General features: G+C 67.6%; 28 protein-coding genes. 15 read left to right on the forward strand and 13 right to left on the reverse strand.

The window, feature by feature from the left end; translation table 11 throughout:
- Nucleotides 1-38: 38 nt before the first annotated feature.
- The 4 genes from ftsE to AC58EF_RS00155 are packed head-to-tail and all read left to right on the forward strand — an operon-like array spanning nucleotide 39 to nucleotide 2,916.
- Complete coding sequence (gene ftsE / locus AC58EF_RS00140; protein WP_497273636.1) at nucleotides 39-749, forward strand: cell division ATP-binding protein FtsE; 711 nt, start codon at nucleotides 39-41, stop codon at nucleotides 747-749.
- Complete coding sequence (locus AC58EF_RS00145; protein WP_497273637.1) at nucleotides 749-1,654, forward strand: cell division protein FtsX; 906 nt, start codon at nucleotides 749-751, stop codon at nucleotides 1,652-1,654. Before ftsE ends, AC58EF_RS00145 begins: the two co-directional genes overlap by 1 nt.
- A complete protein-coding gene (locus tag AC58EF_RS00150; RefSeq protein ID WP_497273638.1) occupies nucleotides 1,651-2,181 on the forward strand; it encodes a YdcF family protein in 531 nt (176 codons plus the stop codon). Before AC58EF_RS00145 ends, AC58EF_RS00150 begins: the two co-directional genes overlap by 4 nt.
- A 12-nt stretch (nucleotides 2,182-2,193) precedes the next feature.
- The gene (locus tag AC58EF_RS00155) at nucleotides 2,194-2,916 is read left to right on the forward strand and encodes a lysophospholipid acyltransferase family protein (protein WP_497273639.1); all 723 of its coding nucleotides are present in this window, start codon (nucleotides 2,194-2,196) and stop codon (nucleotides 2,914-2,916) included.
- Here the strand turns inward: AC58EF_RS00155 and AC58EF_RS00160 are convergent.
- The 4 genes from AC58EF_RS00160 to AC58EF_RS00175 all read right to left on the reverse strand — a co-directional run bounded on the left by AC58EF_RS00160 (nucleotide 2,877) and on the right by AC58EF_RS00175 (nucleotide 6,611).
- Nucleotides 2,877-3,782: a prephenate/arogenate dehydrogenase family protein gene (locus tag AC58EF_RS00160; protein ID WP_497273640.1), complete on the reverse strand. Its 906-nt coding sequence runs from the start codon at nucleotides 3,780-3,782 to the stop codon at nucleotides 2,877-2,879. The two genes, AC58EF_RS00155 and AC58EF_RS00160, sit on opposite strands and share 40 nt — an antisense overlap.
- A 4-nt stretch (nucleotides 3,783-3,786) precedes the next feature.
- Nucleotides 3,787-4,896 carry a histidinol-phosphate transaminase gene (hisC, locus tag AC58EF_RS00165; RefSeq protein ID WP_497273641.1) on the reverse strand — a complete coding sequence of 370 codons (1,110 nt, stop codon included), beginning with the start codon at nucleotides 4,894-4,896 and terminating at the stop codon, nucleotides 3,787-3,789.
- Nucleotides 4,897-5,577: 681 nt separating this feature from the next.
- Nucleotides 5,578-5,955 (reverse strand): hypothetical protein, encoded by a 378-nt coding sequence (locus tag AC58EF_RS00170; RefSeq protein ID WP_497273642.1) that lies wholly within the window; start codon nucleotides 5,953-5,955, stop codon nucleotides 5,578-5,580.
- On the reverse strand, nucleotides 5,952-6,611 hold the full coding sequence (locus AC58EF_RS00175) for an EI24 domain-containing protein (protein ID WP_497274153.1): 660 nt from the start codon (nucleotides 6,609-6,611) through the stop codon (nucleotides 5,952-5,954). The genes AC58EF_RS00170 and AC58EF_RS00175 overlap by 4 nt, the downstream gene beginning before the upstream one ends.
- Nucleotides 6,612-6,696: 85 nt before the next feature.
- Here AC58EF_RS00175 and AC58EF_RS00180 point away from each other — a divergent pair, with 85 nt between their 5' ends.
- A complete protein-coding gene (locus AC58EF_RS00180; RefSeq protein WP_497273643.1) occupies nucleotides 6,697-7,737 on the forward strand; it encodes an adenosine kinase in 1,041 nt (346 codons plus the stop codon).
- Between the two features lie 45 nt (nucleotides 7,738-7,782).
- On the opposite strand, the gene AC58EF_RS00185 is transcribed toward AC58EF_RS00180, so the two are convergent.
- Genes AC58EF_RS00185 through tsaD form a run of 3 tightly spaced genes read right to left on the reverse strand, consistent with a single transcriptional unit; the run spans nucleotide 7,783 to nucleotide 11,368 of the window.
- The gene (locus AC58EF_RS00185; protein WP_497273644.1) at nucleotides 7,783-9,303 is read right to left on the reverse strand and encodes a lipopolysaccharide biosynthesis protein; all 1,521 of its coding nucleotides are present in this window, start codon (nucleotides 9,301-9,303) and stop codon (nucleotides 7,783-7,785) included.
- Between the two features lie 45 nt (nucleotides 9,304-9,348).
- Nucleotides 9,349-10,320: an NAD(P)H-dependent glycerol-3-phosphate dehydrogenase gene (locus AC58EF_RS00190; protein ID WP_497273645.1), complete on the reverse strand. Its 972-nt coding sequence runs from the start codon at nucleotides 10,318-10,320 to the stop codon at nucleotides 9,349-9,351.
- Between the two features lie 13 nt (nucleotides 10,321-10,333).
- Nucleotides 10,334-11,368 carry a tRNA (adenosine(37)-N6)-threonylcarbamoyltransferase complex transferase subunit TsaD gene (tsaD, locus tag AC58EF_RS00195; protein WP_497273646.1) on the reverse strand — a complete coding sequence of 345 codons (1,035 nt, stop codon included), beginning with the start codon at nucleotides 11,366-11,368 and terminating at the stop codon, nucleotides 10,334-10,336.
- Between the two features lie 44 nt (nucleotides 11,369-11,412).
- Between tsaD and hemC the strand changes: the two genes are divergently transcribed.
- The 4 genes from hemC (at nucleotide 11,413) to AC58EF_RS00215 (ending at nucleotide 14,798) form a co-directional block, all read left to right on the forward strand.
- A complete protein-coding gene (gene hemC, locus AC58EF_RS00200) occupies nucleotides 11,413-12,339 on the forward strand; it encodes a hydroxymethylbilane synthase (protein WP_497273647.1) in 927 nt (308 codons plus the stop codon).
- Nucleotides 12,336-13,019: a uroporphyrinogen-III synthase gene (locus AC58EF_RS00205; protein WP_497273648.1), complete on the forward strand. Its 684-nt coding sequence runs from the start codon at nucleotides 12,336-12,338 to the stop codon at nucleotides 13,017-13,019. The genes hemC and AC58EF_RS00205 overlap by 4 nt, the downstream gene beginning before the upstream one ends.
- Nucleotides 13,016-13,909: a hypothetical protein gene (locus AC58EF_RS00210; RefSeq protein WP_497273649.1), complete on the forward strand. Its 894-nt coding sequence runs from the start codon at nucleotides 13,016-13,018 to the stop codon at nucleotides 13,907-13,909. Before AC58EF_RS00205 ends, AC58EF_RS00210 begins: the two co-directional genes overlap by 4 nt.
- Before the next feature lie 139 nt (nucleotides 13,910-14,048).
- Nucleotides 14,049-14,798, forward strand: a complete 750-nt coding sequence (locus AC58EF_RS00215; RefSeq protein ID WP_497273650.1) for an esterase/lipase family protein — start codon at nucleotides 14,049-14,051, stop codon at nucleotides 14,796-14,798.
- Between the two features lie 208 nt (nucleotides 14,799-15,006).
- Here the strand turns inward: AC58EF_RS00215 and gltX are convergent, their stop codons facing one another.
- Entirely contained in the window at nucleotides 15,007-16,335 is a 1,329-nt protein-coding gene (gene gltX / locus AC58EF_RS00220) for a glutamate--tRNA ligase (protein WP_497273651.1), read from the reverse strand.
- A 68-nt stretch (nucleotides 16,336-16,403) separates the two neighbouring features.
- Complete coding sequence (locus tag AC58EF_RS00225; RefSeq protein WP_497273652.1) at nucleotides 16,404-18,065, reverse strand: NAD+ synthase; 1,662 nt, start codon at nucleotides 18,063-18,065, stop codon at nucleotides 16,404-16,406.
- A 223-nt stretch (nucleotides 18,066-18,288) separates the two neighbouring features.
- Here AC58EF_RS00225 and AC58EF_RS00230 point away from each other — a divergent pair, with 223 nt between their 5' ends.
- Nucleotides 18,289-19,224 (forward strand): ribose-phosphate pyrophosphokinase, encoded by a 936-nt coding sequence (locus AC58EF_RS00230; protein ID WP_179042063.1) that lies wholly within the window; start codon nucleotides 18,289-18,291, stop codon nucleotides 19,222-19,224.
- Between the two features lie 35 nt (nucleotides 19,225-19,259).
- On the opposite strand, the gene AC58EF_RS00235 is transcribed toward AC58EF_RS00230, so the two are convergent.
- Complete coding sequence (locus tag AC58EF_RS00235) at nucleotides 19,260-19,496, reverse strand: hypothetical protein (protein WP_497273653.1); 237 nt, start codon at nucleotides 19,494-19,496, stop codon at nucleotides 19,260-19,262.
- A gap of 48 nt (nucleotides 19,497-19,544) precedes the next feature.
- Entirely contained in the window at nucleotides 19,545-19,985 is a 441-nt protein-coding gene (locus AC58EF_RS00240; RefSeq protein ID WP_497273654.1) for a VOC family protein, read from the reverse strand.
- Between the two features lie 74 nt (nucleotides 19,986-20,059).
- Here AC58EF_RS00240 and AC58EF_RS00245 point away from each other — a divergent pair, with 74 nt between their 5' ends.
- Nucleotides 20,060-20,887 (forward strand): inositol monophosphatase family protein, encoded by an 828-nt coding sequence (locus AC58EF_RS00245; RefSeq protein ID WP_497273655.1) that lies wholly within the window; start codon nucleotides 20,060-20,062, stop codon nucleotides 20,885-20,887.
- On the opposite strand, the gene AC58EF_RS00250 is transcribed toward AC58EF_RS00245, so the two are convergent.
- Together AC58EF_RS00250 and AC58EF_RS00255 are read right to left on the reverse strand one after the other, a co-directional pair.
- Nucleotides 20,881-21,420, reverse strand: a complete 540-nt coding sequence (locus AC58EF_RS00250) for an O-acetyl-ADP-ribose deacetylase (protein WP_497273656.1) — start codon at nucleotides 21,418-21,420, stop codon at nucleotides 20,881-20,883. The genes AC58EF_RS00245 and AC58EF_RS00250 overlap by 7 nt on opposite strands.
- Nucleotides 21,421-21,424: 4 nt before the next feature.
- On the reverse strand, nucleotides 21,425-21,838 hold the full coding sequence (locus tag AC58EF_RS00255) for a VOC family protein (protein ID WP_497273657.1): 414 nt from the start codon (nucleotides 21,836-21,838) through the stop codon (nucleotides 21,425-21,427).
- Between the two features lie 263 nt (nucleotides 21,839-22,101).
- On the opposite strand from AC58EF_RS00255, the gene rpmI reads away from it, so the two are divergent.
- The 4 genes from rpmI to AC58EF_RS00275 all read left to right on the forward strand — a co-directional run bounded on the left by rpmI (nucleotide 22,102) and on the right by AC58EF_RS00275 (nucleotide 23,912).
- On the forward strand, nucleotides 22,102-22,305 hold the full coding sequence (gene rpmI / locus AC58EF_RS00260; RefSeq protein WP_066699836.1) for a 50S ribosomal protein L35: 204 nt from the start codon (nucleotides 22,102-22,104) through the stop codon (nucleotides 22,303-22,305).
- A gap of 14 nt (nucleotides 22,306-22,319) precedes the next feature.
- On the forward strand, nucleotides 22,320-22,682 hold the full coding sequence (gene rplT, locus AC58EF_RS00265) for a 50S ribosomal protein L20 (RefSeq protein WP_267250152.1): 363 nt from the start codon (nucleotides 22,320-22,322) through the stop codon (nucleotides 22,680-22,682).
- Between the two features lie 234 nt (nucleotides 22,683-22,916).
- Nucleotides 22,917-23,534, forward strand: coding sequence for a LysE family translocator (locus AC58EF_RS00270; RefSeq protein ID WP_497273658.1), 618 nt, complete (start codon nucleotides 22,917-22,919; stop codon nucleotides 23,532-23,534).
- A gap of 51 nt (nucleotides 23,535-23,585) precedes the next feature.
- Nucleotides 23,586-23,912: a GIY-YIG nuclease family protein gene (locus tag AC58EF_RS00275; protein WP_497273659.1), complete on the forward strand. Its 327-nt coding sequence runs from the start codon at nucleotides 23,586-23,588 to the stop codon at nucleotides 23,910-23,912.
- Nucleotides 23,913-23,963 lie beyond the last annotated feature (51 nt).

A 23,963-nucleotide genomic window follows, 5' to 3' on the forward strand; every position in this document is an offset into this window, starting at 1 on the left:
GGGAAGCAGGGAGCGCGCCAGCGCCACATCGCACAGATATGACGGCCATCGTCCAGTTCGAAAATGTCGGCCTGCGCTATGGTCTGGACAGCGAAACGCTGTCCGACGTCAGCTTTTCCCTTGCCGGCGGCGGCTTCTATTTCCTGACTGGCGCGTCGGGCGCGGGCAAGACGTCGCTGCTGAAACTGCTCTACCTCGCCCAGCGGCCCAGCCGCGGCGTCATCCGCCTGTTCGGGGAGGATGTCGTGACTCTGCCGCGCGACCGCCTGCCCGGTTTCCGCCGTCGCATCGGTGTCGTCTTTCAGGATTTCCGGCTGGTCCCGCATCTGTCCGCCTATGACAATATCGCCCTGCCGCTGCGCGTCGCGGGCATGGAGGAGGGCGAGATCGACGCCCCTGTCGTGGAAATGCTGAACTGGGTCGGCCTCGGCGATCGCGGTCAGGCGCGGCCCGCCACCCTGTCGGGCGGGGAACAGCAGCGCGTCGCCATCGCCCGCGCGGTGATCGGGCGGCCCGAAATATTGGTGGCGGACGAGCCGACCGGCAACGTCGATTCCGACATGGCGCGTCGCCTCATGACCCTGTTCGAGGCGCTCAACCGGCTGGGCACGACGATCGTCGTCGCCACCCACGACCTGCCGCTGATCGCGCAGGTCAAGGGCGCGCAGATGATGAAGCTGGACAAGGGGCGGCTCGCCGATCCCACCGGAACGCTCCGCTACCCGCCCAAGTCGCAGGTTCGGCCCTGATGGCGAACCGCGCCAATCGCAAGGCCGCCGCCGCGGCGCGCCATCGCCTGCTGCCCGAAGGCCGGGTGGCGGGACCGATGCCCTGGATCATCGCGATCATGATGTTCCTGACGATCCTGTCCGCCGCCGCCGGCCTCGGCCTCGGCGCGGCGGTCCGGTCGATGAGCGCCGACCTTGCCGGTCGCGCCAGCGTGCAGATCGTCGAAGCCAATATAGCGGCGCGCGATCGCCTCGCCGCCCGCACGCTGCAGGCGCTGCGCGGGGCGCAGGGCGTGCGCCGCGCCGATCCTGTCGATCCGGCCTTGCTCGCCGACCAGTTGCGTCCCTGGCTGGGCGACGCGGCCACCAGCGGCGACCTGCCCGTTCCCGCGCTGATCGACGTGATGCTGACGCCCGGCGACACGGATGCGAAGATCGGCCGGCTCCGCGCGCTGCTGGCCGGTCTGTCGCCCAAGCTGCGGATCGAACCGCACGCCGCCTTCCTGCTGCCGCTCGCGGGCCTGCTGAGCGCGCTGGGATGGCTGGCGGCCGGCGTGGTGGCGTTGATGACGCTCGCCACCGGCGCGGTCGTGGTGCTGGCGGCGCGCGGCGCGCATGACAGCCATCGCGGCACGATCGACGTGCTCCACCTGATGGGTTCGACCGATGTGCAGATCGCCCGCCTGTTCCAGCGACGCATCGGTCTCGACGCCTTCCTCGGCGCCGCGCTGGGCTTTGCCTTCGCCGTGCTCGTCATCATCCTGATCGGCCTGCGCCTGTCCGCGATGGGATCGGAATTGCTGGGCGCGGTCACGCTCGACACGCGGGGCTGGGTCATCCTCGCGGCGCTGCCGGTCCTGGGCGTGATTCTCGCCATGTTGACCGCGCGCTGGACGGTGCTGCGCACGCTGGGACGGTCGCTATGATCGTCCGTCTGTTCGCCGTCACCCTGCTCGCCTGGATGCTGGGCTTCGCCTGGTTCGCCATCTTCCTGCCGCAGCCGCTCGACGGACGGCAGACCGACGCCATCGTCGTGCTGACCGGAGGGGCGGGGCGGATCGACCGGGGCATCGCCCTGTTGCAGGAGGGCGCGGCCAAGCGGATGCTGATTTCCGGCGTCGACCGATCGGTTCGTCCGGCCGAACTGGCGGCGCAATATGACGCCCCGGAAAAGCTGTTCGCCTGCTGCATCACCCTGGGCCGGGAGGCGATCGATACCCGCTCCAATGCGATCGAGACGGCGCGCTGGCTGGAGCGGCGCGACTATAAGACGGTGCGCCTGATAACGACCGACTGGCATATGCGCCGGTCGGCGCTGGAACTGCGCCAGGCGCTCCCCGGCCGCGTCAGCCTGGTCTATGATGCGGTGCCCAGCCGTCCCAGCCTGACCGTGCTGATGCGCGAATATAATAAATATCTGCTGCGGCGTGTCGCCGCGCTGATCGGCATCTGACGGCCCATCCCCATGATCACCGCCATCCGCTCCCTCCTCTTCATGCTGGTGTTCTACAGCGGCAGCGCCCTGTTCGTGCTCTGGGCGTTGCTCATGGCATGGATGGCGCCGATATCCGTGCCAGGGGTCGCCACTGTCTGGAGCCGCTTCCATCGCGGCTGCGTCCGCTGGCTGCTGGGACAGAAGGTGGTGGTGGAGGGCGAACTGCCCCAAGGACCCTATCTCTACATCCTCAAGCATGAATCGATGTTCGAGACGATCGACCTGCTGTGCCTGTTCGACAAGCCCGCCATCGCCGCGAAACGGGAGCTGCTCGACATCCCGCTCTGGGGCGGGATCGCCCGGCGCTATGGCCTGATCCCGATCGAGCGCACGGCGGGCGCCAGCGCGCTGCGGGCGCTGCGCGCGTCGGCAAGGACGGCGGCGGCGGCGGGGCGCGCCGTCTGCCTCTTCCCCGAGGGCACGCGGGTCCCGCACGGCGAGTCCCCGCCGCTCAAGGCTGGCTTCGCCGGACTCTACAGCCTCCTCGGCCTGCCGGTGGTGCCGATCGCGGTGGACAGCGGCCGGGTTTCGCCGCGCGGCCGGTTCCTGAAGCGGGCGGGCATCATCACCTACAAGGTGGGAGAGATCGTCCCCACCGGCCTTGACCGCAAGGAGGCGGAGGCGCGGGTCCATGCCGCCATCAACGCCCTTAATCAGTGCGAGCGGCCAAAGTCGGGCTTCGCGTCGTCCTGACCCTGTTCGATGATCGACCGGCGGATCGCGCGGGTGCGGGTGAAAAGATTGAACAGCGCATCGCCGTCATTCCAGCGGATCGCCCGTTGCAGCGCGGACAGATCCTCCGAGAAGCGCTGGAGCATGTCCAGCACCGCATCCTTGTTCGCCAGGAATACGTCGCGCCACATGGTCGGGTCGGACGCGGCGATGCGGGTGAAGTCGCGGAAGCCGCCGGCCGAATATTTGATGACTTCGGACTGGGTTACATCCTCCAGATCGCTCGCCGTGCCGACGATGGTATAGGCGATCAGGTGGGGCAAATGGCTCGTCACCGCCAGCACCATGTCATGATGCGCCGGGTCCATCGTCTCGACATTGGCGCCGACGCGCCGCCACAGTTCGGCGACCCGCTCCACGGCGGCGGGATCGGCGTCGGCGGGCGGGGTGACGATCGACCAGCGGCCCCTGAACAGGGTCGCGAAGCCCGCTTCCGGGCCGCTATTCTCGGTCCCCGCCACCGGATGGGCGGGGATGATGGTCCGCCCCGGCAATGCGGCGCTAAGCTGCGCCAGCACGTCCGCCTTGCAGGAACCGACATCGCTGACGATCGCATCGGCGGGCAGATCCGCGGCGATCTCTGCCGCCGCCGCGCCCATGGCGCGCACGGGCACGCACAGCACGACCAGGTCGGCGTCGGTCACGGATGCGCCCGCCGTATCGGTGACGTCGTCGGCGAGGTCGATGCGCCGGGCGATGTCGCGCACCGCGGGATCGGCGTCATAGCCTGTGACCCGCACGGTCGGCATGTCCGCCCGGATCGCGCGGGCCAGCGAGGCGCCGATCAGCCCCAGGCCGATGATGGTGACACGGGCGAAAGGCAGCATCGGTTCAGGCCGCCTCCGCCATGGCGCGCAGCTTGGCCGCGACGGCGCGGGTCTGCGCCTCGGTGCCGATGGTGATGCGCAGCCCGTTGGGCAGGCCCTGGCCCGGTAGCCAGCGCGTGGCATAGCCTTCGTCCCACAGCCCCTTCATGGCCGCTTCGGCGGTCAGAGCGCCGTCGAACAGGATGAGCAGGAAGTTGGTCTTGCTCGGCACTGCCCGCAGGCCATGGTTGGAAAGCGACGCGACCTCGCCAGCCAGCCATTCGCGCCACTGCGCATTGTGCGCGCGACTGCGCTCGACCCAGTCCGTGTCGCCGATCGCCGCGACCGCCGCGGCCTGACCCGCCGTCGTCACATTGAACGGCGCGCGGATGCGGTGGAGGATGTCGATCACCTCGGGACTGGCATAGCCCCAGCCGATCCGTTCGGCGGCGAGGCCGTAAATCTTGGAGAAGGTGCGGGTGACGAAGATGTTGGAGGCGGTCTTCGCCAGCTCCAGCCCGCCATCATCCGCCCCCTCGTCCAGATATTCGGCATAGGCCTGGTCCAGCACGAACAGAATGTCGGGGCGCAGCCCGGCGTGCAGGCGCGCAATCTCTTCCCGGCTGGTCATGGTGCCGGTCGGGTTGTTGGGATTGGCGAGGAAGACCACCCTGGTCCGGTCCGTCACGGCCGCCAGCAGCGCGTCGACATCGGTCGCATAATCCCTGTCCGGCGCAACCACCGGGGTCGCGCCGACGCGGCGGGCGGCGATGTCGTAGACCGCGAAGCCGTAGCGGACATAGAGTATCTCGTCGCCCGGCCCGGCATAGGCGCTGGCGGCGATGTGCAGCAGCTCGTCCGACCCGGTGCCGTAGATGATCCGCGCGGGATCGAGGCCATGGGCCGCGCCGATCGCCGCGCGCAGCTTTTCCGCGCCCGGATCGGGATAGGTGGCGAGGTCGGTGGTGGCCGCGGCCAGCGCCGCGCGCGCCGCGTCCCCGGTGCCGAGCGGGTTTTCATTGGCGCTGAGCTTGATGAGCGGACGGCCGTCGTCGGTCGCCGCCTTGCCCGGCACATAAGGCGAAATGCCGAGGATCCAGTCCTTAGGCGCAGGTTTTGCAGCAATCTGTGTCATGGAGCGCGGCTTTAGCGGCTTCCGCGCCAAAGGCAAAGCGGTGGGACGTAGTCCAAGGGCTCTCCCGTTCGGCACAGGATCGCCGATCGGCAGGGTCACGGCTTCGAAGTTCACACCGTCGTCGCGTTTTCCGACGCATTTGTGCGGATTTTCGGTCATGACGCGCCATACACGCTTTCGCGACGCGCCGCTCGGGTCATGCCGACGCGCCATCCGGGTCACAGCCACGCGCCACCCACGCGCCACCCACGCGCCACCTGGGTTCCAGTGGGGTCACTGACGCAGGGCGGCGAGGGCGGCAGGGGAAGAGGCTGGCGGGGGCAAAGGGCGGGCTGGTCCATCTTGCAGGATAGAGCAGGGAAAATCCGAATAGGACAGGGGGTATGGCCCGGGTCAATCGGCATCGGGTGTTCGGTGTGTGTGTCCGGTTTCGGCCAGGAGCGGACCTTCATAGCAGGTTCAAACGAGTCACGTGCCTCGTTTGAAGGGTTGGGGTGGGGGCGTGCCTCATAAAGCAGCGCTGGTGGGATAGCCCCCACCCCCGGCTCCTCCCCTGAAGGGGAGGGGAGAATGAAAAGCCGTCAATCGCCTAACCACCCAAAACCCCACACCCCACGAAATGCGTCGGTAAAATCCACCTGCGACGGTGTGAACTTCGCCCTCGTGACCCTGTCGGCGCGCCTATTTCGCCTGCAACGCCGTCGCGCAGGCGGCCGGATCGACATCGGCGCCCGACGGCGATCGCGCGTCGACATGCGTGACCACCGGCTCCTTCCCGCGCGCCGGGGCGTAGAGATAGGCGTCGAGCACGCAGCGGCCATTGGCGAATTGCAGCTTGCGCACGGTCGTTTCGCGAATGTCGAGACGGGGCGTGCCGAACATCTGCGTCAGCTTGCGCGCGTCCGATCCCATCAGCGGTCCCTGCTTCATGAAGGCGCTGGCCGGCGGACCGGGCGGCGGCTGGATCTGCGCGCTGGGCGGCGGGACGATCGTGCCCGCGCCACAGGCGGCCAGCGGCAGGGCGAGGAGAGCGGAAACGCCCGAACGGAGGGTCTTCATGGCTTCGTCTTTCGTCCGAGCAGCATATGGACCGCCATAGCCGCGCTGAAGATCGGTGCAAGCAGGTTGGCGACCGGCACCAGGAAGATCAGCGCCGAAACGAGGCCCATAAGCCATCGGCTGCCCCGCGTGATCGGGGGCAGGGCGGGGTGACGCGGCTCCACCATATCGGCCATGTCGCGGCCGAGCAGATAGGCGTTCAAGGCCAGGAACAGGCCGATCGTCCCCACCCCCGTCACCAGCAGCAGCCCATAAGCGGGCAGCGCGACGAGGTTCCAGCCGATCGTCCGCACCAGCGAGGCGAGCGCAAAGCGCAGGCTGCGCGCCCAGCCCACCGGCCGGGCCGCGACCTGCGGATAATCGTCGCGCTCCACCGCCTCGATAATGTCATCGGCGAACAGGCCCATCACCGCCATCGCCGTCGCCCGGAACAGCAGCCATCCCGCCGCGATCATGATCAGCGCGGTGGCGGTCGCTTCGCCCAGCCCGCCTCCGCCCCAGCCCCAATGCAGGCGCAGCGCGTGAAATCCCGTCCAGAGCGCGGCGGCCAGCCCGGCGAACAGCAGCAATGTCAGGAGGAGCGTCTTGACCATCAGGCGCAGCGCCGCGCCATGGAAGATGGACGGAAAGGCGCGCATGGCAGCGGTCAGGATCATCATGCCGCTATCCTCTTGCGCAGGCGGAAGGTCAATCAGCGCCGTTGCATGGGGCCGCCCGGCCCGGTAAAGGCCGTGAAATTTTATGTCCACCACAAGACAAGGATATTGCGTGACCGCCACTGCAAATGTTCAGCCCCCGGCGCTTGATGTCGTCGCGATCGGCAACGCCATCGTCGACGTCCTCGCCCGCAGCGACGATGGCTTTCTGGCCGAACATGCGCTGACCAAGGGCGGGATGCAGCTGATCGACGCCGAAATGGCCGAGACGCTCTATGCCGACATGCCCCAGGCCAAGGAAATCAGCGGCGGATCGGCCGCCAACACGCTGGCGGGCCTCGCCGCGCTGGGCAAGAAGTGCGGCTTCATCGGCCAGGTCAATGACGACCAGCTGGGCGCGGTGTTCGCGCATGACGTGCGGGCGCTGGGCATCCGCTTCGACACGCCGGTCATGCATGGCGAAGTGCCGACCGCGCGCTGCCTGATCCTGGTGACGCCCGACGCGCAGCGGACGATGAACACCTTCCTGGGCGCGTCGCAGTTCCTGCCGGCGGAAGCGCTGGACCTCGACATGATCCGCTCGGCCGGCATCCTTTATCTCGAAGGCTATCTGTGGGACCCCGAGCAGCCGCGCGCGGCGATGCGGGCGGCGATCGACGCGGCACGCGGCGCGGGCCGCAAGGTCGCCTTCACCCTGTCGGACAATTTCGTGATCGACCGGCATCGCGCCGACTTCATCGACCTGATCGACAATGGCCAGATTGACATCCTCTTCTCCAACGAGGGGGAAATCCAGTCGCTGGCGCAGGTCGACGATTTCGAGAAGGCGCTGGCCCGCTTCGCCGACAAGGTGCCGGTGCTGGTGTCGACCCGCAGCGAAAAGGGCGCGGTGGCGATCGTCGACGGCGTGCGCCATGAAGCGCCCGCCGCGCCGGTGTCGCAGATCATCGACACGACCGGCGCGGGGGACCTGTTCGCCTCGGGCTTCCTCGCCGCCCATATCGACGGCCGCAGCGTCGAGGACGCGCTGGCGCTGGGCGCGGCGGCGGCGGCGGAAGTGATCTCGCACTGGGGCGCGCGGCCGGAGGAAGATCTGGGCCAGATCCGCGACAGGCTGTTCGCGTAAGGAAAGAAAAAAGGCCCGCCTCCCCGATGTGGGGCGGGCCTTTTTCTATGCCGGCTTCTGCTTGCGGAACAGGGCGCGGTCGTCGGACCCGAAGCCCCAGCGCCAGATGACCAGGCCATAGGCGCCCAATATCGCCCAGACCCCGACCGCCAGCTCGACCCATTCGAAACGCGGCGGCAGGGCGACGAACGCGGCGCCGACGATGCAGGCCACGCCCGCCGCGCTCAGCAGCGGCCAGCGCCAGGCGTTGACCGGCGCGCCCAGCAGCCGCGAAAGCAGCCGCGCCTTGACGAAGGCCCCTACGCCCAGCGCGAGGCAGAGCGCCAGCGCGGGCGCGGCGGCGATCCACATCACCGGCAGGTCCATGGCCCGCGCGGCGAGAATCAGGGCGAAGCTGAAAACCGCCTGCAACCCGATCATGATGAGCGAGATCATCAGATTGCGATGGCGGGCGATATAGACCAGCGCCGATTCGCTGACCACCGCCGTGGCCGCCACGACTTCGGCCAGCAGCAGGAAGGCGAGCGCGCCGGTCCCGCCGACGAAATGCGGCCCGACCAGCCCCATCACCGCTTCGCCGGGAATGCCGAGCGCCAGCGCGATGCCCGCCTGCGCGGCGATGATCCAGAAGCCGACCTGGCTGACCTGCGTCGCGATGGCGGCGAGATTATTTTCGGCAAGGTTGCGGGTGATGACCGGGCCGAGGATGGGGTCGAAGCTGGTCTTCAATTTCTGCGGCAGGGACGCGACCTGCTGCGCCACATAGTAAATGCCGATCACCGCCGGGCTGACGAACAGGCCCAATATCGCCATGTCGAGCCGGCGCGATCCCCATTCGACGCCATCGGCGGCGGCGAGCGGCAGGTTGCGGCGAGCGAGGCGCCAGAGCCGCCCGGCATCGGGCCGCCAGCCGCTGGGCAGGCCGTAATGGCGCAGCACCGGGATGATCGACGCGACCAGCGCGGCGATCATCGACACGGCATAGGACAAGATCAGGCCGTCGCGGGTCGAATAGAAGGCGAAGGCGAAGGCGCCGATGCTGATCGCCCATGGCTCGATGATCGATCGCGCCCGCACCGTCGCACCGACATCGAAGCGATAGGCGCAGGCGGCGAGCGCCACGTCCGATCCCGCCACCGCGATCACCACCAGCGCCAGCAGCCGGTCCAGCCCGTTGACGCCGCTGTTGGGAAACATGGCATGGGGAAAGGCGACGAGGATCGCCGATCCGGCCAGCGCGGCGAGCAATGTCACGACCATGGCGTCGGTGACGACATGATTGTGCGGCCGCTCGGTCTGGCTGAGCGCGCCGGCGAGGCCGCGCTTAAGGCCCAGCGTCGCGATCTGGGCGACGAATTCCACCACCAGCACGGCATAGGCGAAGCGCCCCAGCGCATCGGCGCCATACCAGCGGCCGGCGATGAACAGGAAGGGCAGGCGCGCGGCGAGGCGGAGCAGGAAGCCGAAAATATTGGTCCGCCCGCCCTTGGCGAGGGCGGCGATGTCATCCCGGTCCTGGGGCGGGGATGCGTCCGTCGCCAAAATCGCCTGATCTCCCTGCGTCATTCGTTGGTGTCGATTCTAGATGTTATGCGTCGCCGGCGCGACGGCTTATTCGGGGCGCAACGGGCGGGCGAGCAGCGCGTCGATGACCTGGCCGAGCGGCGCTGCATCGGTCAGCAGCGCGCAGACGGCTTCGACCACCGGCATTTCCACCCCCGCCGCCCGCGCGGCATCGCGCAGCACCGGCGCGGTATGCGCGCCTTCGGCCACGGTGCGGCGGTTGGACAGAAGGTCGGCGGCGCTCGCCCCTTCGCCCAGCCCCTTGCCCAGCGAGAAGTTGCGCGAATTGGTCGACGAGCAGGTGAGCACCAGGTCGCCCAGCCCCGACAGGCCGCCCAAAGTTTCCGCCCGCGCGCCGCGCGCCAGGCCGAAGCGGGTCATTTCGGCAAAGCCCCGGCTGATCAGCGCAGCGCGGGCGTTGAGGCCAAGCCCCGCCCCTTCCGCGACACCGCAGGCGATCGCCAGCACATTCTTGACCGCGCCGCCAATCTCCGCGCCAATCACGTCGTCGGACAGATAGGGGCGGAAGGACGGGCGCGCGATGCGGGCGGCGAGGCGCTGGCCCAGTTCCTTGTCCTCGCAGGCGAGGGTGATGGCGGTCGGCAGTCCCTTCGCCACCTCATGCGCGAAGGTCGGGCCGGACAGGACGGCGACGGGCGATGTCGGCTGCGCCTGCTGCGCCACTTGCGACATCAGCAGGCTGGTGCCCGCCTCGATCCCCTTGGAACAGAGCAGCAGCGGCACGCCGGCGGGCGCCTGCGCCACGACGCGGCGCAGATGCTGGGCGGGGCTGACCACCAGCAGCATATCGCATGTCCCCAGGTCCGCCATCGCGCCGGTCGCCCGGATCGACGGCGAAAGCGGGATGTTGGCGAGATAGAGCGGATTTTCATGGGCGTCGTTGATCGCATCCACCACCTCCGGCTCCAGCGCCCACAGCGCCACGTCCTGACCATCGCCGGCCAGCAATTGCGCCAGCGCCGTGCCCCAGGCACCCGCGCCGATGACTCCCGCCTTCATGCCTTCACGCCCTTCATGCCTTGACTCCGGCGCCGCGCGCCTTTTCCGCCGCCGGATCGAGCGGCCAGCGCGGCCGGGCGGGGACAGTGAGATCGTCGACCAGCCCCGCAGCATGGCGCTCCGCGCCCGCCCAGGCGATCATCGCCGCATTGTCGGTGCACAGCCACAGCGGCGGCGCGACGAAGGGCAGGTCATGGGCGGCGGCCAGCGATTCGAGCGCGGCCCGAATCGGCTGGTTCGCGGCGACGCCGCCCGCCACGACCAGCGCAGTGACGCCCGCGCTGTCGCCGAGCGCGCGGCGGGTGCGGTCGATCAGGCAGTCGATCACCGCCTGCTGGAAACTCGCAGCAATATCCTCGGTCGCATATTGTCCCGACTGGACGGCGCGCATCACCGCGCTCTTGAGGCCGGCGAAGGAGAAATGCGGCTCCGCCGTCCCGACCAGCGGACGCGGCAGCGGCACCGCCTTCGCGTTGCCCCGCGCCGCCGCTTTCTCCACCTGCGGACCGCCGGGATAGCCCAGGCCCAGCAGCTTCGCCGTCTTGTCAAAGGCTTCGCCCGCCGCATCGTCGATGGTGGTGGCGAGGCGGGCATAATCGCCCGGCCCCTTCACATGCAGCAGCTGGCAATGGCCGCCCGACACCAGCAGCAGCAGATAGGGGAATTGCAGGCTCCGGTCGGCCAGCCGCGGCGAAAGCGCATGGCCCTCCAGATGGTTGACCGCCACCAGCGGCTTGCCCGCCGCATGGGCAAGCGCCTTGCCGGTGACGAGGCCCACCATGACGCCGCCGATCAGGCCTGGCCCGGCGGTCGCGGCGATCACGTCGACATCGGCCAGCGTCATCTCCGCATCGGCCAGCGCCGCCTCGATCAGCGGGCTGAGCGCCTCCACATGGGCGCGGGCGGCGATTTCGGGCACGACCCCGCCATAGGGGCGGTGCGCCTCCTCCTGCGTCGCGAGGCGATGCGCCAAAATGCGGCCATCGGCCGTCACCAGCGCCGCCGCGGTTTCGTCGCAGCTCGATTCAAGGCCGAGAATGATGGTCATTGCCGCTTCCATCTAATGCCGCTGGTCATTAGAGCAAGCCGGATATGCTTTTCACCGACCGACCGTTGCGCCTGGGCACCAGGGGATCGCCGCTCGCGCTGGCGCAGGCGCGCATGACCGCGCAGGCGCTGATCGCCGCCCATGGCTGGGCCGAGGACGCGATCACGATCGTCCCCGTGCAGACCAGCGGCGACCGAATCCAGGACCGTGCGCTGGCCGATATCGGCGGCAAGGCGCTATGGACCAAGGAACTGGACCGGGCACTGGTCGCGGGCGAGATCGACTTTTCGGTCCATAGTATGAAGGATGTGGAGACGCTGCGGCCCGACGCCCTCCGCATCGTCGCCATGCTCCCGCGCGCCGACGTGCGCGACAGGCTGGTGGGGGCGAAAAGCTTCGACGCGCTACCGGCCGATCCGCTGGTGGGGACGAGTTCGCCGCGTCGGGGCGCGCAGGTGAAGCGGCTGCGCCCCGACGCGACCATCATCCTGTTCCGCGGCAATGTCGCGACGCGCCTCGCCAAGCTGGCGGCGGGCGAGGTTCATGCCACCTTGCTGGCGGCGGCGGGGCTGGACCGGCTGGACCAGGGCGATGTCGGGACGCCGGTCCCGATCGAGACGATGCTGCCCGCGCCGTCGCAGGGCGCGATCGGGATCGAGACGCTGGCCGGCAATGCGCCGGTGCTGAACGCGCTGAAAGCCATCAACGACCTGGACACTTATGACGCCGTCATGGCCGAGCGCGCGGTGCTGCGCGGGCTGGGCGGCACATGCCATTCGCCGATCGCGGCGCTGGCGCTGGTCGAGGGCGACAGCCTGTTCTTGCGCGCAGAGATCATCAGCCCCGACGGGACCGAGACGGTACGCGAGGAGGCGCGGCTGCCGCGCGGCGACGAAGCGGCGGCCGAGGCGGTCGGACGCACCCTGCTGCGCCGCGCCAGCCCCGCGCTGCGCGCCCTTTTCGAACCATGAGCCGCGTCCTCATCCTGCGGCCCGAGCCGGCGGCGGGCAGGACCGCCGCCGGGGCGCGGGATCTGGGGATGGACGCGCGGGTGCATCCGCTGTTCGCGCCGCAACCGATCGACTGGACGCCCCCTGCGCCCGAGAATTTCGATGCGCTGCTGCTGACCAGCGCCAATGGCGTGCATCTCGCCGGACCCGCGCTGCTCCATTATCGCGATCTGCCCGCTTATGCGGTGGGCGCGACGACCGCGCGGGCGCTGAAGGAGGCGGGCTTTCCCGACGTCGTGGCGGGATCGAGCGACGGCAGCGCGATTGCCGCCCGGATCGCGGCGGACGGACATGCCCACATCCTGCATCTGGCCGGCACGACGATCGCGCCGATGGAGACGGGGTCGCTCGATGTGACGCGCGTCACTGTCTACGGCATGACCGGGCTGCCGGCCGATCCCGCGCTGATCGCCGACGCCGTGCCGGGATCGATCCTGCTGGTTCATTCGCCCCGCGCCGGGGAAAGGCTGGCGGCGCAAATGCCCGAGGAACGGCGCGCCGGCCTGCATCTGGTCGCGATCAGTGTAGCGGCGCTGGCGGCGTGCGGCGCCGGCTGGGCCAGCGCACAGGCCCCCGCTTTGCCGCAGGATGACGAGATGCTGGCCCTCGCCCTGCGTTTGTGCGAAGGACAGGCGCAATGACAGACGAACGGGTCAGCATGAACGACGGTGGCGAGGGAACGAGCGCGATCGTGACGCCGCAGCCCGCGCGCCGGCGTGGCATCCTGCCGCTGCTGATCCTGGCATTGCTGGCCTTCGCCCTGGGGGTCGCGCTGACCGCCTGGGCCTGGCCGAAAATCCAGCGCCGATGGGGCGATCCGCAGGCCCAGCCCGCCGCGGTCCAGCCGCTGGCCGTCGGCGCCCTGCCCAGTGTCCCGACCCGTCCGCTGACCGCCGATGCGGCGCGGATGATCGACGGGCGCGTGGTGCAGCTGGAGGAGCGGCTGACCCGCATCACGGTCGAGGCGCAGGCGGCATCCGCCAATGCGGCGCGCGCCGAAGGGCTGCTGGTCGCCTTCGCCGCCCGCCGCGCGCTCGATAATGGCGCGCCGCTCGGCTATATCGAGGGGCAGTTGCGGCTGCGCTTCGGCCAGGCCCAGCCGCGCGCCGTCGCCACCATCATCAACGCCGCGCGCGAGCCGGTGACGCTGGCCGATCTGCGCGCGGGCCTCGCCGATATCGGCGATCAGGTGACGACGCCGCCGGGCGACGCCAGTTGGTGGGAGGCGCTGCGCCATGAAGCGCGCGAGGTGATCACCATCCGCAAGGCGTCCACCCCTTCGCCCCGGCCGCAAGCCGCCTATGAGCGCGCGCTCCGCTATCTGGACGGCGGCCGGGTGAGCGCATCGCTGGCCGAAGTGGAACATATGCCGGGCCGGTCCGTTGCCGAACGCTGGGTCCAGATGGCCCGCCGCTATATGGAGGCGCGCCGCGCGCTCGACCTGATCGAAACGGCGGCGATCCTGGAGCCGCGCACGCTGCGCAGCACCGAGGGCGAACCGGTCGCCCAGACGTCTCCGCTCGCGCCCTGAGCCCCAGGAAGCGGCTGTCACAAACGACGAACCGTTGGCCGCACAGGTCGAAACCGATGGACGTGCTGGGCGTTTGTCACGATAATGTCATCTTTTCCGCTCGGAAAACTCCAGGGCGGGTTCAAGGATCATCATCGTCGTGCCACCTTACGCCCAAGCCGTCAGCACATTCTGGAAGGACCGCCTCGCGCCCGGACCGCGCGCGCCCGTGCTTCCGCCGGTGCAGCAATTGCTGGGCAATTTGTCGGTGCCGTTCGATCTGGTGCGGACGAAGGCGCAGGCCGCCATGCTCGCCGCCCGGATTCGCGGCGACGGGCGGACGGTGCTGCTGATTCCCGGCCTGATGGCGTCGGAACAGCGCATGGGCTGGCTGCGCCGCATCCTGGCCGAGGCGGGCTATGACGCGCATGACTGGGGCATGGGGCGCAATTTCGGGCCGAAGCCCGACAGCCTGGAAAAGATCGACCGGCGCGTCGATGCGCTGCGGCGGCGGGGCGCTGGTCCCGTTACCCTGGTGGGCTGGAGCCTTGGCGGGCTTTACGCGCGCGAATATGCCAAGTTCGCAAAGGACAAAGTCGCCGGCGTCGTGACGATGGGCACGCCCTTCTCCGGCGATCCGCGCGCCAACCATGCCTGGCGGCTCTATCAGCTGGTGTCGGGCTTCCCCGTCGACCGACCGCCCTTCCCCTGCACCCGCGAGGAAAAGCCGCCGGTGCCGACGGTGGCGCTCTGGTCGCGGCGCGACGGCGTGATCCTGCCCGAATGCGCCAGGGGCCGCGCCGGCGAGCGCGACCGGGCGATCGAGGTCGACTGCACCCATATGGGCTTCGCCGCCTCGCCCGAAGGCATTGCGGCGGTGGGCAAGGCGCTGGAGGCGCTCCGCAACTGAGAAGGCCGGCTTCGATTGGTCTATGGCGGGGTTGGGGTGGAAAACGGACATTCCCCTCCCGCTTGCGGGAGGGGCAGCGAGACTTGGGCTGCGTAGCAGGCCATAGTCGCAGCGGGGTGGGCTATTGCCGCGTTGCGCTACGCCCACCCCCTAACCCCCTCCCGCCAGCGGGAGGGGGAACATGTCCGCTCCTGGCCGCTACCAGCCCTCAATATTGAAGCCGCGCCAGCGCCTGGTCCTTGCCGATCAACGGCAGCAGCAATCCCATGTCCGGGCCATGATCCAGACCTGTGAGCGCACGACGCAAAGGCTGGAACAATGTCTTGCCCTTGCGCCCCGTCTCTTCCTTCAATGCGCCGGTCAGCGTGCGCCAGATATCGGCATCGAACGCGGCGTCCGACAGGATGCGATGCGCGGCGGCCAGGAAATCGCGATCCTCTTCCAAGACCGCCGGCGCGTCGATCGGCCCGGTGACGATGCGCCACCAGTCGGCCGCCCCCGCCACCGTCTCCAGATTGGGGCGAAGGGTGAGCCAGGCGGCTTCGTCCATGCCTTGCGGCAGGCGGCCGGCGACCGCCGCATAGGGCAGAAGATGGACGATCTTCTGGTTGAGCGTCGCCAGTTCGCCTTCATCGAAGCGGGCGGGCGCGCGGCCGAAATGGGCGAAGTCGAAGCTGTCGATCAGGGGCTGCATGTCCACGAACGGCTCGATGGGCTGCGAACTGCCGAGGCGGGCGAGCAGCGCGGCGACGCTCATGGCTTCGAGGCCGATCTCGCGGAAATGGGCGACGCCCAGCGACCCCAGACGCTTGGACAGCTTGCCCTCGCTGCCGGTGAGCAGCGCTTCATGCGCGAATTGCGGTAGCGGCGCGCCCAATGCGGCGAACATCTGGATCTGGGTCGCGGTGTTGGACACATGATCCTCGCCGCGCAGGACATGGGTGACGCCCATGTCGATATCGTCGATCACCGAGGGGAGCATGTAGAGCCACGAACCGTCGGCGCGGCGGATCACCGGGTCGGACAGCAATTTCGGGTCGAAACGCTGCTCGCCCCGGATGAGGTCGGTCCACATGATCGGCTGGTCATGGTCGAGCCGGAAGCGCCAGTGCGGCGTGCGGCCTTCGGCTTCATAAGCGGCGATCTGGTCCGGGGTCAGCGCCAGCGCCGCGCGGTCATAGACCGGCGGCAGGCCGCGCCCCAGCAATATCTTGCGGCGCAGGTCCAGTTCCTGGCTGGTTTCATAGGCGGGATAGACATGGCCGGAAGCCTTCAGCGCCTCGAACCGCGCCTCATAGAGGGCGAAGCGGTCCGACTGCTTCGCCTCGCCGTCCCAGTGGAGGCCGAGCCATTGCAGGTCCGCCCTGATCGAGTCCGCATATTCGGGGCGCGATCGCTCCAGGTCGGTATCGTCCAGGCGCAGCAGGAACTGGCCGCCTGACTTGCGCGCCCACAGCCAGTTGTGGAGCGCGGCGCGGATATTGCCGACATGAAGATGGCCGGTCGGCGACGGGGCGAAGCGGGTGATGACGATCATAATACTCTTTTTCCGCCCCGGAACGGGGTGACATATGCCGCAATAAAGCGATGTAAGGCCATCGGACTTTATATCGTCCGAAAACCGTTGGTGATCGGATAGCGGCGGTCGCGGCCGAAATTGCGGATGCCCAGCTTAACGCCGGGCGGCGACTGGCGCCGCTTATATTCCGCGATGTAGAGCAGTCGCTCGATGCGGGCGACCGTCTCCTTCTCGAAGCCGCGCTCCACCAGCTTGTCGACCGATAATTCCTCCTCGACCAGCCCGTAGAGGATCGGGTCCAGCACTTCATAGGGCGGCAGGCTGTCGTCGTCGCGCTGATTGTCGCGCAGTTCCGCGCTGGGCGGCTTGGTGATGACCCGCTCGGGCATGACCGGACCTTCCGGACCGATCCCCGCCCCCAGCGACGGGACATGCGCGTTGCGCCAGCGGCACAGGTCGAAGACGGTGGTCTTATAGGCGTCCTTCAGCACCGAATAGCCGCCCGCCATGTCGCCATAGATGGTGGCGTAGCCGACCGACATCTCGCTCTTGTTGCCGGTGGTCAGCAGCATATGGCCGAACTTGTTGGACAGGGCCATCAGCGTGACGCCGCGGATGCGGGACTGGATATTCTCCTCGGTCAAATCGCGCTGGCGGCCTTCGAAAACGGGACCTAGCATCGTATCGAAGGCGGCGACGGCGGGTTCGATCGGGATGGTGTCGTAGCGGACGCCGAGCAGGCGCGCGCAGGCGACCGCATCGTCCAGGCTGTCCTGGCTGGTGAAGCGCGACGGCATCATCACGCACCACACCCGGTCCGGCCCCAGCGCATCGACGGCGACGGCGGCGGACAAGGCGGAATCGATGCCGCCCGACAGGCCCAGCACCACGCCGGGGAAGCGGTTGCGGTTCACATAGTCGCGCAGGCCCAGCACCATCGCATTGTAGATGTCGGCCGGGCGCGGATCGAGGTCATGGCGCTCGCCGGGCAGGCAAACCCACTGGCCGTCCCATTTCTCCCATGTGGTGAGCGTCAGCGCCTCTTCCCAGTCGGGCATCTGATGCGCGATGCCAAGATCGCCGTTCATCACGAAGGACGCGCCGTCGAACACCAGCTCGTCCTGCCCACCGACGCGGTTCAGGTAGATCAGCGGCAGGCCGGTCTCGCGCACGCGCGTCCCCGCGACGGCGTTGAGACGGCGGTCGTCCTTGTCGACCTCATAGGGGCTGCCATTGGGGCTGATCAGGATTTCCGCGCCCTCGGCTTTCAGATGCGCGGTGACGAAGGGGAACCAGATATCCTCGCAGATCGGCACGCCGATCTTCACGCCGCGAAATTCGATCGGCGCGGGCAGCGGGCCGGGGGCGAACAGCCGCTTTTCATCGAACGTGCCGTAATTGGGCAGCTCGCGCTTCTGCCGGATCGCGGTGACGGCGCCATTTTCCAGCAGGGCGACGACATTGAACAGCACGCCTTGCGATGCGACCACCGTGCCCACCAGCATCGCCGGGCCGCCACCGGCGGTTTCCTGCGCCAGCCGGTCGAGCTGGTAATTGGCCTGATCGACCAGCGCGGGTTTCAGCACGAGATCCTCGGGCGGATAGCCGATCAACTGCAATTCGGGATAGACGATCAGGTCCGCCCCCTTGGCCCGCGCGCGCCACTCCAGCATGGCGTCGGCATTGGCCTTCAGGTCGCCCACGGATTGGGTCATCTGCGCAAGCGCAATCACGAGTTTGTCGGTCATGTCCCGCGCCCTAGAGCATTTTCGCTGTTTGCGAAAATGCTCTGTTTTTCGATGCCGCATTTTCGAACCGAACGCGCGCTTCGAGAGCGTTCTGAAAATGCTTGGTCCATTTTAGCGGCGGGCGCAAAAGCGCCTTTCCACATCGGACATGCGCCGCTAAAGGGGCCGCGTCTCGCGCATCGTCATCAATTCGTCACGCCATCTAGTATCGGGGGTTTTGGCCATGAAGCTCATGACCGGCAATTCCAACAAGCCGCTCGCGGCCGCCATCGCCGACTATATCGAAATCCCCCTGACCGACGCCAGCGTCCGCCGTTTCGCGGACGAGGAAGTTTTCGTGGAAATTCATGAGAATGTCCGCGGCGAAGACGTGTTCGTGATCCAGTCGACGGCCTATCCGACCAACGACAATCTGATGGAATTGCTGATCATGATCGATGCGTTGAAGCGCGCGTCGGCCAAGCGAATCACCGCCGTCGTCCCCTATTTCGGCTATGCCCGTCAGGACCGGAAGCCCGGCCCGCGCACCCCTATTTCGGCCAAGCTGGTCGCCAACCTGATCACCACGGCGGGCGCCGACCGGGTGCTGTCGGTCGACCTGCACGCCGGGCAGATCCAGGGCTTCTTCGACATCCCGACCGATAATCTGTTCGGCGCGCCGGTGATGTCGGCCGATATCCAGGCCCGCTTCGGCGACAAGAATATCATGGTCGTATCGCCCGACGTCGGCGGCGTGGTGCGCGCCCGCGCGCTTGCCAAGCGGCTCGACAACGCCCCGCTCGCCATCGTCGACAAGCGCCGCGAGCGCGCCGGCGAATCGGAAGTGATGAACATCATCGGCGACGTGAAGGGCCGTTTCTGCATCCTGATCGACGATATCGTCGATTCGGCGGGCACGCTCTGCAACGCCGCCGCGGCGCTGAAGGCCGCGGGGGCCGAGGATGTGATCGCCTATGTCAGCCATGGCGTGCTGTCGGGCGGCGCGGTCGCGCGGGTCGAGGCGTCGGAACTGCTGGAGCTGGTCATCACCGATTCGATCCAGGGCACCGACGCGGTGAACGGCGCCCAGCGCATCCGCCACCTGCCGATCGCCCCCCTGCTGGGCGAGGCGATCAAGCGCATCGCCGACGAAAGCTCGGTGTCCAGCCTGTTCGACTGATCCGAATATGCTGGCGCGCCCGGCGCTCTGACGCCTCAATGCGCCGGGAATAGGATCAGCGGCAGGGCGAAGCCCAGCGCCAGGCCGGCGACGATGCGCTGGCCGCGCGATATGCCCAGCGGCAGGTCGCGCCAGATCATCGGACAGGCGAGCAGCGCGAAGACGATCAGGATGTTGGAGATCGTCACCGATCCGCCGATCGGCAGATCCTGCCGCAGCGCAAGGCCCGCAAGCAGGCAGATGAAGCTCAATATCCAGCCGACCAGCGCCATGACCGTTCCTTTCCAATCGGAGGCTAGAACGGCTGGGTTTCTAAAGGTTTAACTTATGGGAACCCACGGATCATAGCTGCCGAAGCTCCACACATTGCCCTCGGGATCGAGCGCGGTGTAGCCGCGCCCCGGATAGCCGTCATTATCCTTGGGCTCCTGCACCACCACCGCGCCTTCGTTGCGGGCGTGGAGGCAATGCGCGTCGGGATCGGGCACGACGATATAGACGCAGGCCGTGACGCCGCCCAGGTCGCGCGCGGTCGACCAGGTGTAGAGCGATTCGCCCTCCATATCCTTGACGCTGCCCAGCATGACCATGCCGCGGCCCTCTCCCGGCCCCAGCACCAGCTGCGCATGATGGATGATGCCGGGGTCCTGCTCATCGGGATAGACGGCATGGCGGGCAAAGCCGAAGGCGTCGCACAGAAAGTCGATGGCGGCGGGCGCATTGGCGTAGCGCAGGCACGGGATGATGGGAGAACCGGGCATCTTCCTCTCCTCTGGTCGGATTCGAGCTGCGACCAGTCTAGCGCAGTCGGTCCCCAACCGCTAGGCGGAGGGGCATGACGACCCGCGACGATCTGGCCCTTGCCAACCGCCTAGCCGATGCCGCTGGCGCGGCCATCCGCCCCTTTTTCCGCGCGCGCTACGATCTGGAGATCAAGGCGGACAAGTCGCCGGTGACGGAGGCCGACCGCGCCGCCGAGGCCGCGATCCGCGCGATCCTGGAAAAGGAATGTCCCGACGACGGCATCATCGGCGAGGAATATGGGTCGGTGCGGGAGGATGCCGAGCGGGTGTGGATATTGGACCCGATCGACGGGACGCGCAGCTTCATCGCCGGACGGCCGATCTTCGGCACGCTGATCGCGCTGACGCAAGGCGGCTGGCCGACCATCGGCATCATCGACCAGCCGATCGCGCTGGAACGCTGGGCCGGCATGGCGGGCCAGCCCACGACCTTCAACGGCCAGCCGGTGCGCACCCGCGCCTGCTTGAGCCTGGAGGGCGCGGGGATCGCCACCACCAGCCCGCATCTCTTCGCCGATGGCGACGTGCCGCATTATATGGCGCTGGTGGCGGCCGTGTCGGGCGGATCGCCGCGCCAGGGACCGGTCTATGGCGGGGACTGCTATAATTATGGCCTGCTGGCCTCCGGCTTCCTCGACATCGTCATCGAATCGGGGCTGCAAAGCTACGACTTCGCCGCCCTGGTGCCGGTGGTCGAGGGCGCGGGTGGGCTGATGTGCGACTGGAATGGCGAGCCGCTGACGGCACAGAGCGAAGGCCATGTGCTGGCGCTGGGCGATCCGGCGCGGCTGGAGGATGTGCTGGAGGCGATTCATGCCGCCGGGCATGATCACGACCATGGGCATGATCACGATCATTGATCGTCCAGGATCACGTCCCTGACAGCCGCCTCGAACAACATTGTCGCCGGATCGTCGAAGCAGACGAAGCGGATCAGGTCGAAGGCGTCCGGATCGCGCGCCAGCGCCGAGGCTACCGCCGCCGCGGCTATGCGCGCCGCCTGATCCTTCGGGAAACCATAGACGCCGGTCGAGATGGCCGGGAAGGCGATGCTGCGCAGGGCGTGGTGCCGCGCCAGATTCAGACAATGGGTGTAGCAGCCCGCGAGCAGGTCGCGCTCGCCCCGGCCACCATCCTTCCAGACCGGCCCCACCGTGTGGATGACATAGCGGGCGGGCAGGTCATAGCCGCGCGTGATCCGCGCCTCGCCGGTCGGGCAGCCGCCGATGGTGCGGCATTCGGCCAGCAGTTCCGGCCCGGCGGCGCGGTGGATCGCGCCGTCGACGCCGCCGCCGCCCAACAGGCTGTTGTTGGCGGCATTGACGATCGCATCGGTCGCGCAGCGGGTGATGTCGCCGGTCACGACCTCCCACCGCGTCGCGCCGACGATCATGGCGTCATCCTTTTAGCGGGCCGCCGATCGACCAGACATGGCCGAAGGGATCGACCAGCTGGCCGTAGCGCGCGCCCCAGAACTGGTTGTCAATCGGGAAGCGGATGCTGGCGCCCGCCTCCAGCGCCCGGTTCCACCATGTGTCGGCATCGTTGACCTCCAGATGGAGCGTCACGCAGGCCGGCGGTGCCACCGGCTCTCCCCCTGCCATTTCGTGGAAATGGTCGTTCAGCATCAACGGCCCGTCATTGATGATGAGGTGCGCGTGCATGATGCGTTCGCCGTCATCGGCGATATGCCGGGTCTGCTCGACCGCGCCGAACGCGGCCTTGTAGAAGTCGATCGCATCGGCCGCCTTGCCGTCACCGATGGTGAGATGCGCGGTGACGCCGGGCATGGTGAAAGGTGTCTCGCTCATGGCCCACTCTCCTTTCGAGTCGTAGTGCGCCCAGGATAAACCCCGCCGATGACGATCAGAAGATACTGGCAGAAGATATTGGCAGGAGATGCTGGTGGCATTTCCTGACCCGGCTCTCCTTCCCGCACGCGTTGGTTCCGAATCGCTTGCTTTTGCGGGCGCGCCCGACTATGGGCCGCCCTTCGCGATATTCGGAAGGACCGCCCGGCTAACTAGGGCTGCCGTGGCTGTCCGTAATCGTCGCGCTGCAAAAGGAGACGAAAATGCCCAAGATGAAGACCAAGAGCGGTGTGAAGAAGCGCTTCAAATTCACCGCCACCGGCAAGGTCAAGCACGGCGTCGCTGGCAAGCGTCACCGCCTGATCAGCCACAACGCCAAATATATTCGCCAGAACCGCGGCACCAGCGTGCTGTCGGATGCGGATGCCGGTCATGTGCGCCTGTGGGCGCCCTACGGCCTGAAGTAAGGGAGGTCTGACAAATGGCACGTGTCAAGCGTGGTACGACCACCAAGGCGAAGCATAAGCGGATTCTGGAACAGGCGAAGGGCTATTATGGCCGTCGCAAGAATACGATCCGTATCGCCCGTCAGGCTGTCGAAAAGGCCGGCCAGTACGCGTATCGCGACCGCAAGGTCAAGAAGCGCACCTTCCGTGGCCTGTGGATCCAGCGCATCAACGCCGGCGTCCGCGCCGAGGGCCTGACCTATTCGCAGTTCATGCACGGCCTGAAGCTGGCCGGCGTGGAGCTGGACCGCAAGGTTCTGGCCGACATTGCGATGCACGAAGGCGAGGCGTTTAGCGCCATCATCGCCCAGGCGAAGGCTGCGCTGCCCGCAGCCTGAGCGGACCGATCGTAGGATCGTCAAAGGGGCGCCGGGGCAGATGCTTCCGGCGCCCTTTTTGTTTTCCAACGCCCGTTCGTTTCGAGCCCTTCGACTGCCTGCTTGCAGCAGGCGCTCAGGATAAACTTCATCCGCTTTGCGGATGAAGTCGAGAAATGAGAAGGCTGCACTATCCGCTTCTCGACTTCGCTCGAAGCGAACGGAGGAAGGAAGCCCGACCAAAAGGCGCACACCATGTCGCTGCATCTCTGGTGGTTATATGTCACGGCGGTTTTCCTGATCTCGGCCACGCCGGGGCCGAACATGCTGCATGTGATGACGCAGAGCATCGCCCATGGCCCGCGCAAGGCGCTGGCGACGATGGCGGGCCTGATGAGCGCGGTGCTGCTCTGCCTGATCGCCTCCGCGCTCGGCCTCGGCGCGCTGCTGAAAGCCTCGCCGCGCCTGTTCGACGTGCTGCGCTATGCCGGCGTCGCCTATCTCGTCTGGCTGGGGATCAAGGCGTGGCGCGCGCCCGTGGGCGGCGGCGCGGCGCAGGCGACGGGCGGCCGCTCGACCCGCGCTCTTTATGGCGCCGGCCTGCTGACCGGCCTCGCCAATCCCAAGCTGATCATCTTCGCCGCGGCGCTTTTCCCCCAGTTCATCGACCTGGAGCGCCCCTTCTGGTTGCAGCTTGCGATCCTGATCGTCAGCTTCGTGGCGATCGAGAGCTTCTGGTATGGCGTCTACGCGCTGGGCGGCCTGCGCCTCGCCCGCTGGCTGGCGCCCGCTAACCGGCGGAAGCTGTTCAATCGCGGCACCGGCCTGCTGTTCATCGGCTTCGGCGGGGCGTTGCTGGGCGCGCGGGCGTAATTGCATCTTCGTCATTCCCGCGAAGGCGGGAATCCATCTCCGGACCTCCTCATGCAACGCGACTTCGATCCGACAGTCTACATGCTGGCCAGTCACAGGAACGGCACGCTCTACATCGGCGTCACATCAAACCTCGTCCAGCGCCTTTATCAGCACCGTTCGGACTTGATCGAAGGCTTCACCAGCGACTACGGGGTCAAGCGACTGGTCTGGTTCGAAAGTGGCGGCTCCATGGAGGAGGCAATCCAGCGTGAGAAGCAGATCAAGAAGTGGAACAGGCAATGGAAGATCAACCTGATCGAGCGGACCAATCCGGATTGGCACGATCTGGCGATCGATTTCGGGTTTGAGCCATTGGAGAGTCGGCGCATCGACTGAGCGTCAGGATGATTGGATAGCGCGGGAGATGGATTCCCGCCTTCGCGGGAA

This window comes from Sphingobium sp. WR1 (assembly GCF_059693745.1).

Coding starts and splice junctions, on each gene's coding strand:
- AC58EF_RS00225 (WP_497273652.1), bottom strand. CDS start 18,065: ATGACCGACAAACTCGTGATTGCGCTTGCGCAGATGACCCAATCCGTG.
- tsaD (WP_497273646.1), bottom strand. CDS start 11,368: ATGACCATCATTCTCGGCCTTGAATCGAGCTGCGACGAAACCGCGGCG.
- AC58EF_RS00155 (WP_497273639.1), top strand. CDS start 2,194: ATGATCACCGCCATCCGCTCCCTCCTCTTCATGCTGGTGTTCTACAGC.
- AC58EF_RS00245 (WP_497273655.1), top strand. CDS start 20,060: ATGACGACCCGCGACGATCTGGCCCTTGCCAACCGCCTAGCCGATGCC.
- gltX (WP_497273651.1), bottom strand. CDS start 16,335: ATGATCGTCATCACCCGCTTCGCCCCGTCGCCGACCGGCCATCTTCAT.
- AC58EF_RS00175 (WP_497274153.1), bottom strand. CDS start 6,611: ATGATCCTGACCGCTGCCATGCGCGCCTTTCCGTCCATCTTCCATGGC.
- AC58EF_RS00185 (WP_497273644.1), bottom strand. CDS start 9,303: ATGACGCAGGGAGATCAGGCGATTTTGGCGACGGACGCATCCCCGCCC.
- AC58EF_RS00255 (WP_497273657.1), bottom strand. CDS start 21,838: ATGAGCGAGACACCTTTCACCATGCCCGGCGTCACCGCGCATCTCACC.
- AC58EF_RS00205 (WP_497273648.1), top strand. CDS start 12,336: ATGAGCCGCGTCCTCATCCTGCGGCCCGAGCCGGCGGCGGGCAGGACC.
- hisC (WP_497273641.1), bottom strand. CDS start 4,896: ATGACACAGATTGCTGCAAAACCTGCGCCTAAGGACTGGATCCTCGGC.
- AC58EF_RS00190 (WP_497273645.1), bottom strand. CDS start 10,320: ATGAAGGCGGGAGTCATCGGCGCGGGTGCCTGGGGCACGGCGCTGGCG.
- AC58EF_RS00250 (WP_497273656.1), bottom strand. CDS start 21,420: ATGATCGTCGGCGCGACGCGGTGGGAGGTCGTGACCGGCGACATCACC.
- AC58EF_RS00270 (WP_497273658.1), top strand. CDS start 22,917: ATGTCGCTGCATCTCTGGTGGTTATATGTCACGGCGGTTTTCCTGATC.
- AC58EF_RS00235 (WP_497273653.1), bottom strand. CDS start 19,496: ATGGCGCTGGTCGGCTGGATATTGAGCTTCATCTGCCTGCTTGCGGGC.
- AC58EF_RS00240 (WP_497273654.1), bottom strand. CDS start 19,985: ATGCCCGGTTCTCCCATCATCCCGTGCCTGCGCTACGCCAATGCGCCC.
- rpmI (WP_066699836.1), top strand. CDS start 22,102: ATGCCCAAGATGAAGACCAAGAGCGGTGTGAAGAAGCGCTTCAAATTC.
- rplT (WP_267250152.1), top strand. CDS start 22,320: ATGGCACGTGTCAAGCGTGGTACGACCACCAAGGCGAAGCATAAGCGG.
- AC58EF_RS00275 (WP_497273659.1), top strand. CDS start 23,586: ATGCAACGCGACTTCGATCCGACAGTCTACATGCTGGCCAGTCACAGG.
- AC58EF_RS00145 (WP_497273637.1), top strand. CDS start 749: ATGGCGAACCGCGCCAATCGCAAGGCCGCCGCCGCGGCGCGCCATCGC.
- AC58EF_RS00180 (WP_497273643.1), top strand. CDS start 6,697: ATGTCCACCACAAGACAAGGATATTGCGTGACCGCCACTGCAAATGTT.
- AC58EF_RS00150 (WP_497273638.1), top strand. CDS start 1,651: ATGATCGTCCGTCTGTTCGCCGTCACCCTGCTCGCCTGGATGCTGGGC.
- AC58EF_RS00230 (WP_179042063.1), top strand. CDS start 18,289: ATGAAGCTCATGACCGGCAATTCCAACAAGCCGCTCGCGGCCGCCATC.
- ftsE (WP_497273636.1), top strand. CDS start 39: ATGACGGCCATCGTCCAGTTCGAAAATGTCGGCCTGCGCTATGGTCTG.
- hemC (WP_497273647.1), top strand. CDS start 11,413: ATGCTTTTCACCGACCGACCGTTGCGCCTGGGCACCAGGGGATCGCCG.
- AC58EF_RS00170 (WP_497273642.1), bottom strand. CDS start 5,955: ATGAAGACCCTCCGTTCGGGCGTTTCCGCTCTCCTCGCCCTGCCGCTG.
- AC58EF_RS00210 (WP_497273649.1), top strand. CDS start 13,016: ATGACAGACGAACGGGTCAGCATGAACGACGGTGGCGAGGGAACGAGC.
- AC58EF_RS00160 (WP_497273640.1), bottom strand. CDS start 3,782: ATGCTGCCTTTCGCCCGTGTCACCATCATCGGCCTGGGGCTGATCGGC.